Source organism: Streptomyces sp. NPDC034037 (assembly GCF_055575715.1).
Genome location: NZ_JBVISC010000006.1, coordinates 553,645 through 565,644, shown reverse-complemented (window position 1 = coordinate 565,644; position 12,000 = coordinate 553,645). Strand labels below are relative to the sequence as shown.

Here is a 12,000-nt window from a genome sequence, read left to right as displayed (position 1 = left end):
GCCGGGCCCCGTCCTCCTTGTGGTCCTGCTCCAGCATCCGCAGGTCGCCGATGGTCGTGGCGACCGCCTCCTCGGCCTCCCGGATGTTGTCCGTGTAGTCGCGGATCAGCTGGTCGAGCATCTTCTGGGGGTCCTCGGCCTGGTCGAGGAGCGCGTTGACGTTCGCCTTGGCGAGCCGGCCCACACGGCCGAGGACGGTCTGCTTCGTCATGGCCTGGTCCTCCTGATACGAGGGTCGAGGGTCGAGAGGGACGTACGCGATGTGCCGCCGGGCCTCAGAACCTGCCGCCCCCGCCCCGGCGGCCCCGCGTCCCCCCGCCGCCGAAGCTCCCCGGCCCGCCCCCGCCGAAGCCACCACCCCCGAAGCCACCGCCTCCGTAGCCGCCGCCCCCGCGCCCCCCGCCCCCGAACAGCTCGCCCAGGATGATCCCGCCGAGGACCGCGCCCCCCATGCCCCCGCCGCGCGAGCCGAGACCTCCGTAGGGGTTGCCGTAGCCGCGCACGTCCCGCTCGGCGAGCCGGTGTGCCTGCCGGGCCAGGGAGTCCGCCCGCTGGGCCGCCGCGAGCGCGGCCGCGGCGTCCCCGTCCTCGGCGGCCTCCGCCCGCGCCAGGAGCCGCCCGGCCTCGGCCAGCCGCGTCCTGGCCTCGCTGCCGACGGCACCGCGATGCGTGGTGACGTGGTCCATGGCCGCCCCGACGGCGCTGCGCGCGGTGAGCAGGGCCTGGCCGAGCAGGTCACGGGAGCGCCGGTCGGTGACCTCGCGCTCCCTGGCGCCCGCCAGCGCCGCGTCGAGCGCCGCGTCGGCCTCCTCCACGCGGCGCAGGGCGGCGATCGGGTCGTGGGGGCCGGCCGCGAGCTGCCCCCGCACCTCGGCGGCCACCGCCTCGGCGCGGGCGACGCGGCCCCGCAGGTCCGCCGTGGGCGCCCCGGCCGCGGTGCCGTCGAGGAGGCCGCGCGCGTCGGCGAGGTCGGCCTCCGTCTCGGCGAGCGCGGCCGGCAGCCGCTCGGCGGCCTGCGCCAGTTCACCGGCCAGGCGGTCGACGGCGGCCACGAAGGTGCCCGCCTGGTCGACGGCGCCCTCGGCGGCCCGCAGATGCACGGCCGCCGCGCCGCCCTCGCCCGCGTCGAGCGACTGCCGGGCCGCGTTGAGGTGCGTGGTGGCGAAGACGAGGCGGTCCTTGGCCTGCTCGACATGGCCGACCACGGCCACGGTGGCGGTCGCCGCGTACGTCCAGCGCAGCCCCGCCAAAGTGTCCGCGGCGGCACTCGTACGCGCCGCGATCTGCCGGAACACCGCCTCGGTGTGCTCCAGGGCCCCGGCGGCGTTCTTCTCCAGGGCGCGCAGCTCGTCGAAGGCGGCACTCTGCTCGTCCAGCAGGCGGTCGGCCGCCGCGCAGCGCGCGAGGATCTCGTCCAGCATGCGGCGCCGGGTCGGCTCGTCCTCGGGGTAGGCGTCGTCCAGCTCCTGCCGCAGCCGGAACGCCGCCGTCAGCTCCGCCTGCGCGTACGCCAGCGCCTCACCGAAGGGCCTGACCGCTTCCTCACCGAACTGCGCGGTCGCGAAGCCCAGTTCCTCGGTGCTCGTACGGATCGCGTCGTCGCTCTCCACGAGGAGCAGCCGGGCCCACTTGTCCAGCTCGGGCAGCGGCGTCAGGTCCTTGCCCGCCCGGCCGCCCGCACGCCCGCCCGCACCGCCCCCCGCGCCCTGGCCGCCGCCCGGTGTCGTACGCGTCGTGAGCCGTTTCTTGCGCCGCCGGTGGGCGACCGTCGCGGCGACCCCGGCCGCGCCGGCCGCCAGCACGGGCAGCACCAGGTCACCGGCCACGGACTCGTCACCGCCGGAACCGCCCCCGCCGGGGTCGGCCGCCCCCGGGGTGAGGGACGGGACCGGCACGGGGTCGCCCGCGAGGAGTGCCCGGTAGCCGTTCGCGGCGCCGATGGCGGCCCCGGCCCAGTCGTTCTCGCGCAGGGCGGGCCGGATCGCGGTGGTGGCGACCTTCCGGAGCCGCGCGTCACTGAGCCGTGAGTCGTCGTCCACGGAGTAGGCGAACTGCCGGTCGTGGGTGGCGACGGCGAGCAGTACGTCGTCCGGGCCCAGGCCGTTGCGCTCGGCGGTGGTTTCCCAGCCCTGCGCGGAACGGCCGGAGAAATCACGTACGTACACGACGAAGAGCTGTACCGCGCGGTCGTCGTAGAGCCGGTCCAGGGCCCGCTCGGCGGCCTCCGCACGGTCCCCGAGGGCGCCCACCCGGTCGGTGGTCCGGCCGGTGCGGGAGAGCGTGACGGGGTCCTCGGCGACGGCGGGCGAGGGGCACGGCAGCGCACACCAGGCGAGCAGCACGGCCACGGCGACCGCGGCTGCCCGCGAGGCTCCGGACGGGGTCGGCGTCACATGGGGGAGCGTATGACCCCCTCCGGGGTGCCGCGACCTGGGAAGCGCGCCCCCGGGCCCAGGGGCGCGGGAGCGTCAGGGCGTGCCGCCGAACGAGCGGCGGTAAGAGCGGGGCGGCACCCCGCGGCGGCGCACGAACTGCTCGCGCAGCACGGCCGCGCTGCCGTATCCGACGCGGCGGGCGATCTCCTCGACCGGCAGGTCCGTGGTCTCCAGGAGCTCCTCGGCGCCGCTCAGCCGCAGGCTGCGCAGCCAGGCGTGCGGGGTGGTGCCGGTCGCGGCGGTGAAGCGGCGGGCGAAGGAGCGCTTGCTCATCATGGCGCGCCGGGCCAGTTCCGCGACGGGCAGCGGCTCGTGGAGGTTCGCGCGGGCCCAGGCGAGCACCTCGGCGAGCCGCTCGTCCCGGCAGTCCTCGGGGGCGGGGGCGGCCAGGTACTGCGCCTGCCCGCCGTCGCGGTGCGCGGGCAGCACCACGTCCCGGGCGACCGCGTTGGCCATCGCCGCCCCGTGCTCGCGGCGCAGCAGGTGCAGGCAGAGGTCGAAGCCGGCGGCGGCGCCCGCGCCCGTGACGACGCGTCCTTCGTCGACGTAGAGGGCGTCCGGTTCGACGGAGACCTCCGGGTGGCGGCGGGCGAGCAGGTCGGCGAACCGCCAGTGGGTGGTGGCCCGCCGCCCGTCGAGCAGCCCGGCCGCGGCGAGGGCGAAGGCGCCGACACAGTGGGCCGCGACCAGCGCGCCGCGCTCGTGGGCGGCCGACAGCGCGTCGAGCACGGCGGGCGGGGGCGGGGTGCGGAAGCCGGCCCCCGGCAGGGCGATGACCAGATCGGCGCGGGCGAGCCGGTCCAGGCCGTGCGCGATGCTCAGCGGCACGCCGAGATCGGTGGGCACGGCCCCCGGCCGGTCGGCGCACAGCGCGAAGTCGAAGCCGGGCACGGCCTCGCCGTGCGGACCGAACACCTCGCTGACGATGCCGACGGCGAGCATGCCGACTCCGGGCGGGGTGTACGCGGCGATGGTCTCGAAGGGAGGCACGCGTGCAGTCTGACACCGTGGCAGCAATCCTGCGATCAGCGGCAGCTGTGCCACTCGTACCCGCACATCCCGCCCGGCAGGATCAAGGACATGACAGACGCACCGCTCGGCCGCAGCGCCGTGTACACGATCCTGACCACCGGTTACGTCGGCTCCACCGGCCCCGGAGTCGCCGCCACCGTCTCCTACATAGCCGACGCCGGACGGCACGTGATCTTCGACCCGGGCATGGTCGCGAGCCGCGACGACATCCTCGCCCCCCTCGCGGAACTGGGGCTCGGCCCCGACGACATCACCGACGTGGTGCTCAGCCACCACCACCCCGACAACACCATGAACGTGGGCCTCTTCGGGCGGGCCCGGGTGCACGACCACAAGGTGGAGTACCGCGGCGACCAGTGGAGCAACCGCGACGCGGAGGGGCACGAACTCACCCCCTCGCTCCGGCTGATCCGCACCCCGGGCCACAGCACCGAGGACATCACGCTGCTCGCGGGGACGGACGAGGGCGTGGTGGCCTTCGCCGGCGACCTGTGGTGGCACGCGCAGGGCCCGACGGACGACCCGGTCGCCCCGGACCGCGAGGTTTTGCGCGCCTCCCGGCAGCGGGTCGTCGAGGCCGCCGACCTGATCGTGCCGGGCCACGGCGGTCCGTTCACGCCGGACGACAGCACGCCCCGCTAGGTACGGTGATCACGTGCGGACGCCCCAGGGGTGGGCCCGCGCGGGGGAGGGACGGGGATGAGCGGTGTCTGGACAGGGGTACGGGAACGCGTGCTCGCCCTGCGCTCGGCGCCGAACTGGCAGGCGGTGTTCGGCGCGGACTTCCACACGTACGGCCACCGGTTCGAGCTGCTCCCCGTGCTGACGGAGGAACAGGTCGCCGCGGTCGAACGGCACCGCGGCGTGACCTTCCCCGCGGAGTACCGCGCCTTCCTCCTGGAGGTCGGCGCGGGCGGGGCCGGCCCCGACTACGGCCTGTTCCCCGTGCGGCCGGTCGAGCCGGACGCCCCCGTGGAACCGGGCACGCATCCCGAGCGGGACGCGCCGGTCGAGCCGGGCACGCATCCCGAGCGGGACGCGCCGCCCGCGAGCGACCACTCCGCACTCCTCTTCCGCCCCGAACGCACCCGCGAACTGGCCGCCCACCAGGAGGCGCAGCCCCGGCGCGCGGACTACGGCGACACGGCGGCGGACGAGGAACGGTTCCGCCGCGACCTCCACGCCTGGGACACCCGCGAGGACGAACTCCTGGACGCCCTGTCCGAGGGCACGCTCTGCGTGAGCTCCCAGGGCTGCGGCTATTACACGCTGCTCGCCCTCACCGGCCCCGCGCGCGGCACGATGTGGCATGACGCGAGGGCGGCCGCCGAAGGCCTGCTCCCGGTCGAACCCATCGGCGGACCGGGCCGCCTCACCTTCGCCCCCTGGTACCTCCACTGGCTGCACCACGCGGAACGCCAGGCAGCGCGACCGCCCGCCGCCCACGGCCGCCCGCCGGCCTGACGAGCCCGCCCCCGGAGGCGGGCTCCGGCGGTTACTCCCCCCGCCGCCGGATCTTGTTCCCCAGCCACACCAGCGGGTCGTACTTGCGGTCGACGGCCCGCTCCTTCAAGGGGATCAGCGCGTTGTCCGTGATCTTGATCCCCTCGGGGCACACCTCCGTACAGCACTTGGTGATGTTGCAGTAGCCGAGCCCGTGCTCGTCCTGCGCGGTGCGCTTGCGGTCCAGGCCGGCCTGTGTCGCCGCGTCCAGCGGATGCATGTCCAGCTCGGCGACCCGCATCAGGAAGCGCGGCCCGGCGAAGGCCGCCTTGTTCTCCTCGTGGTCACGCACCACATGGCAGGTGTCCTGGCACAGGAAGCACTCGATGCACTTGCGGAACTCCTGCGAGCGGTCCACATCGACCTGCCGCATGCGGTACTCGCCGGGCCCGAGCCCCTCGGGCGGCACGAAGGCCGGCACTTCCCGCGCCTTCGTGTAGTTGAAGCCGACGTCCGTCACCAGGTCCCGCACCACCGGGAACGCCCGCAGCGGCGTCACCGTGATCACCTCGTCACGGCCGAAGACCGACATGCGCGTCATGCACATCAGCCGGGGCCGGCCGTTGATCTCCGCCGAGCACGAACCGCACTTGCCCGCCTTGCAGTTCCAGCGCACCGCCAGGTCGGGGGCCTGGGTGGCCTGGAGGCGGTGGACGATGTCGAGGACCACCTCGCCCTCGTTGACCTCGACCCCGAAGTCCTTCAGGCCGCCCCCGTCCGCGTCCCCGCGCCAGATTCTGAACCGCGCCTCGTACGAACTCGCACTCACTCGTACAGCTCCTCTTCAGCCAGGTACTTGACCAACTCCTCCATCTCGAAGAGGGCGAGCAGGTCCGGGCGGATGGGCTCGGTCGTCACGCGGTCGAGGTCGATCTGGCCGTGCACGGCGTCGGTCCCCGCCAGCCCCTCGGTGGGGTCCGCGAGCCGGCACAGCAGATTGGCGCGCCGCCACTCGCGGCTCATCGCCGGGTGGTCCTCGCGGGTGTGGCCGCCGCGGCTCTCCGTGCGCTCCAGGGCGGCCCGCGCCACGCACTCGCTGACCAGGAGCATGTTGCGCAGGTCGAGCGCGAGGTGCCAGCCGGGGTTGAACTGGCGGTGGCCCTCGACCCCGGCCCGCCGGGCCCGCACCCGCAGCTCCGCCAGCTTGTCCAGGGCCCGCGCCATCTCGGCCTCGCGGCGGATGATGCCGACCAGGTCGTTCATGGTCTGCTGGAGCTCCTGGTGCAGGGTGTACGGATTCTCCGGGGCCGCCCCGGCCTGCCGCCCCTCGGCGCTGAAGGGCCGCAGCGCCTCGGCCGCCGCGGCGTCCACCTGCGCCTCGTCCACCGCGGGCCGCGCGGCGAGCCCGGACGCGTACCGCGCCGCGTGCAGCCCCGCCCGGCGCCCGAAGACGAGCAGGTCGGACAGGGAGTTGCCGCCCAGCCGGTTGGAGCCGTGCATGCCGCCCGCGACCTCACCCGCGGCGTAGAGCCCCGGCACCCCGCGCGCGGCCGCGCTGTCGGACTCCACCGCGATGCCGCCCATCACGTAGTGGCAGGTGGGCCCGACCTCCATCGCCTCGGCGGTGATGTCGACGTCCGCCAGCTCCTTGAACTGGTGGTACATCGACGGCAGCCGGCGCTTGATGACCTCGGCGGGCATGCGCGTCGACACGTCCAGGAAGACACCGCCGTGCGGCGAGCCGCGGCCCGCCTTGACCTCGGAGTTGATGGCGCGGGCGACCTCGTCGCGCGGGAGCAGCTCGGGGGGCCGGCGGTTGTGGTCCGGGTCGTCGTACCAGCGGTCGCCCTCCTCCTCCGACTGCGCGTACTTCTCCTTGAAGACATCGGGGATGTAGTCGAACATGAACCGCTTGCCCTCGGAGTTGCGCAGCACCCCGCCGTCGCCCCGCACGGACTCGGTGACGAGGATGCCCTTGACCGACGGCGGCCAGACCATGCCCGTCGGGTGGAACTGCACGAACTCCATGTTCAGCAGCGGCGCCCCGGCCAGCAGCGCGAGCGCGTGTCCGTCGCCCGTGTACTCCCAGGAGTTGGACGTCACCTTGAACGACTTGCCGATGCCGCCGGTCGCGAGGACCACGCCGGGTGCTTCGAGCACGAAGAACCGGCCCGACTCCCGGTCGTAGCAGAAGGTTCCGCTGACCCGGTCGCCGTCCTTCAGCACCCGCGTGACCGTGCACTCCTGGAAGACCTTCAGCCGCGCCTCGTAGTCACCGAACTCGCGGAAGTCCTCCTGCTGGAGCGAGACGATCTTCTGCTGGAGCGTGCGGATCAGTTCGAGGCCGGTGCGGTCGCCGACGTGCGCGAGACGCGGATACTCGTGTCCGCCGAAGTTGCGCTGGGAGATCCGCCCGTCCGGCGTACGGTCGAACAGGGCGCCCCACGTCTCCAGCTCCCAGACCCGGTCCGGGGCTTCGCGGGCGTGCAGCTCCGCCATCCGCCACTGGTTGAGGAACTTGCCGCCGCGCAGGGTGTCGCGGAAGTGGACCTGCCAGTTGTCGCCGGAGTTCACATTGCCCATGGAGGCCGCGATGCCGCCCTCGGCCATCACCGTATGGGCCTTGCCGAACAGCGACTTGCAGATCACGGCCGTACGAGCGCCCTGCTCACGCGCCTCGATCGCGGCCCGCAGACCCGCGCCCCCGGCCCCCACCACGACGACGTCCCACTGCTGCCGCTCCACTTGGGCCATCAGAACAACCTCGGATCGTCGAAGGCGCCGGACGCGATCAGGTACACGTAGAAGTCGGCGAGCGCCACGCTCACCAACGACGCCCAGGCGAGCAGCATGTGACGGGCGTTCAGCTTGCCGACCCACTGCCACATCCGGTAACGGACCGGATGCTTGGAGAAGTGCTTGAGCTTGCCCCCGACGATGTGCCGGCAGGAGTGGCAGGAGAGCGTGTACGCCCAGATCAGGGTGATGTTGAGGAGGAAGACGAGCGTGCCGAGGCCCATGTGGCCCCACGCGTAGTCCTCGTCGCGGAACGCGAGCACCGTGTCGTACGTGAGGATGCCCGCGACGGGCACGGCCGCGTAGAAGAAGTACCGGTGGATGTTCTGCAGGATCAGCGGGAAACGGGTCTCACCGGTGTACTTCTTGTGCGGCTCGGCCACCGCGCAGGCGGGCGGGGACGCCCAGAAGCCGCGGTAGTACGCCTTGCGGTAGTAGTAGCAGGTCAGCCTGAAGCCCAGCGGGAAGATCAGGATGAGCAGCGCGGGGGACAGGCCCCACCAGCCGCCGAATACCTCCCAGTTGGGGCCGGAGCGCATGGGCGCGCAGTTCTCGGCCAGGCACGGCGAGTAGAACGGCGAGACGTAGGGCGCCTGGTAGTAATCCGCGTTCGCGAAGGCCCGCCAGGTCGAGTAGACGACGAAGGCGAGCAGTCCGGCTGCGGTCGCCGCGGGCGCGAGCCACCAGCGGTCGGTCCGCAGATGGGCGGCGGCGATCGCGGCGCGCGTGCCGTCGCGCACTCCGCCGCCGCGGGCCGGTCCGCTCTTCGGTCGGGGTTCCGTGCCGGTGGCCAACGAGGCTCCACTCCTTCGTCCTCGGGTACCTCGGGTCGGGGCTGGCTTTCGGGGCTGGTTTTCGGGGTGGGCTGCCGGGATGGGCTGCCGGGTCCGGCCGCCGGGGGTGGCGCGCGGGGTGGCTCACGGGGGCGGGTCCGCCGCGGCGGTGCGTCAGGGGGCGCGGCGGTCGCGGCCGCCCAGGCCCTCGTCGTCGCAGTCCCCGGCGTTCGTCCACAGCGCGCTGTCGTACGGCGTGTCGGAGATGGTCACGAGATCCGGCCCGCGCGGCTGCTCACCCTCCCCCGGAAGCGGCGGCGCGGCCGAGGCGCGCAGCAGGGCGACGCTCTCGCGCAGCCGGTCCGCGTCGGCGCGCACGCGGCGCACGTCGACGCCCGCCAGCCGGCCGCCGGCCTGCTGCTCCAGCCTGCCGACCGTGCGGGCCAGATCCTCCACGCAGTGCTGAACGGCCGTCAGTTCATCGTGCAGAGCCATGACTTGCCCTCACTTCGGAGTGTGCGGTGGCAACGCTCATGCGCCTGCGAGTGTCGCGCGTCACATCCCGGCTTGTGAAGAGATCTGCGCCGATTGCCGGATCGGGGGCGGTGAATGCGCCGCGACACGCGCCTATCGCGCCTATCGCGCCTATCGCGCCGATCCCGACCGGCAGCGACCGATCCCGCGCCGGCGAGGGTCGGCGGGCTGTGGTGGCGGCCCGGCCCATTGGGCCGCACGGGTGGCATCTGGGGGCTCGCACGCCGTGGCGCCGCCGCGCGGTCCGCCCGGTCACCTTCAGTGGGGCCATAGATGTGATCAGCTCCATATACCGCCAAACGTGATCAAACCCGGCCCGGTCCTGGTAGCGGGCGGCCGGGCGAGCCCCGGACCCCGGAGGTACCACCCATGTCCCACGACCGCGTCAGGGCCAGATCTGTCGTGTTCCTCGCGACGGGGGTGCTGGCCCTGCCCGCCCTCGCCGGCTGCAGCTCGAACGACGAGGCCGGCCGGCCCGTCGCGGGTCAGGACGTCGCTCCGGCGGGCCGGGACATGGTCGCCGACGGCGGGACCGTGAACTGGGCGCTCGACGCGCTGCCCGAGACCCTCAACACCTTCCAGTCCGACGCCGACACGGGCACCTCGCGGATCGCGGGCGCCGTCCTGCCGAACCTGTTCCGCCTCGACGCGCAGGGCAGGACGCAGCGCAACGCCGACTTCCTGGAGTCGGCCAAGGTCGTCGAGCGCGAGCCCCGCCAGGTCGTCCTGTACAAGCTCAACCAGCAGGCCGTCTGGAGCGACGGCCGGGAGATCGGCGCCGACGACTTCGCCGCGCAGTGGCGGGCCCTGTCCGGCAAGGACACCGCGTACTGGACGGCCCGCAACGCCGGCTACGACCGCATCGAGAAGATCGAGCGCGGCGCGAACAACCTGGAGGTGCGGGTCACCTTCGCCAAGCCGTACGCGGACTGGCGCTCCCTCTTCTCGCCGCTGTACCCGAAGCAGGTCATGGGCGCCCCCGACTCCTTCAACGACGGCGCCCGCCGCAAGCTGAAGGTCACCGCGGGCCCCTTCGCCCTCTCGGCCATCGACCGCAAGGCCGGCGAGGTGACACTCGGCCGCAACCCGCGCTGGTGGGGCCGGCCGGCGAAGCTCGACAAGCTGGTGCTGCGCCGGGTCGCGCGGGGGGAGCGCGCCGAGGCACTGGCCAAGGGCAAGGTCGACCTCGCCGAGATCGACGCCACGGAAGCCGGGCGGATCTCGCTCGCCGGACGCGACCCGGCGGACCAGGGCGCCCTGGCCCAAGGCCCCGCCGCCCGGCTCACCCCCGCCAAGGCGCTGCGCTCCTGGGCCATCGCCCACGGCTCCGACGAGAAGGCGGCGGCGGCCGAGGCGCAGGCGCGTCAGAAGATCCGCAAGGCCGTGAAGAAGTACGCGACCGAACAGGCGGGCCTGACCGGCTACGTGGTCCGCAAGTCGCTGGAGCCCGCCTACACCCAGCTCGCCCTCAACGGCTCCAGCGGCCCGCTGGCCGACGACCGGGTGCGCCGGGCGGTGGCCCGAGCCCTGGACCGCGAGGAGCTGGCCGAGGCGGTGCTCAAGCCGCTCGGCCTGCCCGCGAAGCCGGTCGGCAGCCACCTCGCCCTCGCCGGGCAGGAGGCGTACGCGGACAACAGCGGGGCGCTCGGCGAGCAGGACACCGCCGAGGCGCGGGCGCTGCTCGCGGACGCGGGCTGGACGCCGGGCGCGGCCCTGAAGGACAAGAAGTCGAAGACGGCGGGCGGAGAGGCCGGTTCCGGGTCGCAGTCCGGGGCGGGTCAGGAGGGGGATGACTCCGGTCAGGAGGCGGGCGACGGCACGTACGTCGTCGGTGAGGGCGACGACAAGCCGGCTGACAACAGCGCCTCCGTCCTGGCTCCCGCGCCCGCCGCCGCCTACCAGAGGGCCGCCCTGGCCCGGCAGGCCGACGTCCTGGAGCTGCCCGGCGAGCCGGACGTGAAGAACAAGTCCGACGCGAAGCGGAAGGTAGACGCGAAGAAGGCGAACGCCAAGAAGAAGAACGTTAAGAAGAACAGCACCAAGAAGAAGAACGCCGAGAAGGCGAGCACCGAGAAGACGAGCGCCGAGAAGACGAGCACGAAGAAGCAGAACGCCAAGCGGAAGGACGCCGCCGACCGCACCGGGCAGCACGACGACCGCCACTCCGCCGTGCAGTCCCACTCCCGGGACCGCGCCAAGGGCGGCGCCCCCGGCGCGTACGCCCCCGGCGCGTACGCCCCCAAGGGCACCGCGGCCCCCGCCGCCGCGAGCGGACCGCTCGCCAAGGACGGCAAGGCCCTCACCCTGCGCTTCGTACTGCCCTCCGGGGACGGCTCGGAGCCCCTGCGGGCGGTGGCCGACCGGATCTCGCGGATGCTGGAGAGGATCGGCGTGCGCACCGAGACGGCGCGGGTCTCCGACACCAGCTACTTCAAGGACCACATCGCGTCCGGCCAGTACGACCTCGCGCTGTACTCCTGGCCCGCGTCGGCCTTCCCGGCCACGGACGCCCGGCCGATCTTCGCCAAGCCGGTCCCGGCCGCGGACGGCTCCCTGAACGTCGAGCAGAACTACACGCGGGTCGGCACCGACCACATCGACCAGCTGTTCGACCAGGCGGTGAGCGAACTGGATGAAGAAACGTCACGCTCCTTGGTGCGCAAGGCTGACGCCCGCATCTGGGCCGAGGCCGGCTCCATCCCGCTCTACCAGCGCCCCCAGCTGGTGGCCGCCCGGCCGAACCTCGCCAACGCGGGAGCCTTCGGCTTCCAGGCCCCGCGCTATGAGGACATCGGCTTCCTGAAGCAGGGCACCAAGTCCTCGGGCTCACCGTCGGCGAAGTGACGTACGCCTCGTCCAGGTGACGTACACGATCTCTTCACGGGACCGACGCTCAGATTCCGCTCAACTCCCTTGCCCGCCGACCACCCCGGCGGGCAAGGTCGTACCTACCCATTGACCTGCGGTTTCACCCCTGACGCCCGTGC

At 73.5% G+C, this 12,000-nt stretch carries 9 protein-coding genes and 1 pseudogene; 3 read left to right on the top strand and 7 right to left on the bottom strand.

The annotated features are described in order from the left end of the window. Nucleotides 1-9: 9 nt before the first annotated feature. The 3 genes and pseudogenes from ACZ516_RS23725 to ACZ516_RS23715 form a co-directional block, all read right to left on the bottom strand. Nucleotides 10-211 (bottom strand): annotated as a pseudogene (locus ACZ516_RS23725) (PspA/IM30 family protein); the annotation flags it as partial. 64 nt (nt 212-275) lie between these two features. Then, nucleotides 276-2,393, bottom strand: coding sequence for a TPM domain-containing protein (locus ACZ516_RS23720; RefSeq protein ID WP_469011587.1), 2,118 nt, complete (start codon nt 2,391-2,393; stop codon nt 276-278). 75 nt (nt 2,394-2,468) lie between these two features. Next, on the bottom strand, nt 2,469-3,377 hold the full coding sequence (locus ACZ516_RS23715; protein WP_358913679.1) for a GlxA family transcriptional regulator: 909 nt from the start codon (nt 3,375-3,377) through the stop codon (nt 2,469-2,471). 138 nt (nt 3,378-3,515) lie between these two features. Between ACZ516_RS23715 and ACZ516_RS23710 the strand changes: the two genes are divergently transcribed. Continuing rightward, entirely contained in the window at nt 3,516-4,109 is a 594-nt protein-coding gene (locus ACZ516_RS23710) for an MBL fold metallo-hydrolase (protein WP_469011586.1), read from the top strand. Nucleotides 4,110-4,166: 57 nt separating this feature from the next. Next, nucleotides 4,167-4,931 (top strand): SMI1/KNR4 family protein, encoded by a 765-nt coding sequence (locus ACZ516_RS23705; RefSeq protein ID WP_469011585.1) that lies wholly within the window; start codon nt 4,167-4,169, stop codon nt 4,929-4,931. Nucleotides 4,932-4,962: 31 nt separating this feature from the next. Here ACZ516_RS23705 and ACZ516_RS23700 read toward each other — a convergent pair whose 3' ends face one another. The 4 genes from ACZ516_RS23700 to ACZ516_RS23685 all read right to left on the bottom strand — a co-directional run bounded on the left by ACZ516_RS23700 (nt 4,963) and on the right by ACZ516_RS23685 (nt 8,974). Further along, nucleotides 4,963-5,739, bottom strand: coding sequence for a succinate dehydrogenase/fumarate reductase iron-sulfur subunit (locus tag ACZ516_RS23700; RefSeq protein ID WP_358583839.1), 777 nt, complete (start codon nt 5,737-5,739; stop codon nt 4,963-4,965). Next, nucleotides 5,736-7,664 carry a fumarate reductase/succinate dehydrogenase flavoprotein subunit gene (locus ACZ516_RS23695; protein ID WP_469011584.1) on the bottom strand — a complete coding sequence of 643 codons (1,929 nt, stop codon included), beginning with the start codon at nt 7,662-7,664 and terminating at the stop codon, nt 5,736-5,738. Before ACZ516_RS23695 ends, ACZ516_RS23700 begins: the two co-directional genes overlap by 4 nt. Beyond that, nucleotides 7,664-8,500 carry a hypothetical protein gene (locus ACZ516_RS23690; RefSeq protein ID WP_361079659.1) on the bottom strand — a complete coding sequence of 279 codons (837 nt, stop codon included), beginning with the start codon at nt 8,498-8,500 and terminating at the stop codon, nt 7,664-7,666. The genes ACZ516_RS23695 and ACZ516_RS23690 overlap by 1 nt, the downstream gene beginning before the upstream one ends. Nucleotides 8,501-8,653: 153 nt before the next feature. Then, the gene (locus tag ACZ516_RS23685; RefSeq protein ID WP_358583843.1) at nt 8,654-8,974 is read right to left on the bottom strand and encodes a hypothetical protein; all 321 of its coding nucleotides are present in this window, start codon (nt 8,972-8,974) and stop codon (nt 8,654-8,656) included. A gap of 408 nt (nt 8,975-9,382) precedes the next feature. Here ACZ516_RS23685 and ACZ516_RS23680 point away from each other — a divergent pair, with 408 nt between their 5' ends. Continuing rightward, entirely contained in the window at nt 9,383-11,857 is a 2,475-nt protein-coding gene (locus tag ACZ516_RS23680) for an ABC transporter family substrate-binding protein (RefSeq protein ID WP_469011583.1), read from the top strand. Nucleotides 11,858-12,000 lie beyond the last annotated feature (143 nt).

Bases quoted from the DNA above. Each gene is read 5' to 3' on its own strand.
- ACZ516_RS23680 (WP_469011583.1), top strand. From the start codon at position 9,383: ATGTCCCACGACCGCGTCAGGGCCAGATCTGTCGTGTTCCTCGCGACG.
- ACZ516_RS23715 (WP_358913679.1), bottom strand. From the start codon at position 3,377: ATGCTCGCCGTCGGCATCGTCAGCGAGGTGTTCGGTCCGCACGGCGAG.
- ACZ516_RS23685 (WP_358583843.1), bottom strand. From the start codon at position 8,974: ATGGCTCTGCACGATGAACTGACGGCCGTTCAGCACTGCGTGGAGGAT.
- ACZ516_RS23695 (WP_469011584.1), bottom strand. From the start codon at position 7,664: ATGGCCCAAGTGGAGCGGCAGCAGTGGGACGTCGTCGTGGTGGGGGCC.
- ACZ516_RS23705 (WP_469011585.1), top strand. From the start codon at position 4,167: ATGAGCGGTGTCTGGACAGGGGTACGGGAACGCGTGCTCGCCCTGCGC.
- ACZ516_RS23710 (WP_469011586.1), top strand. From the start codon at position 3,516: ATGACAGACGCACCGCTCGGCCGCAGCGCCGTGTACACGATCCTGACC.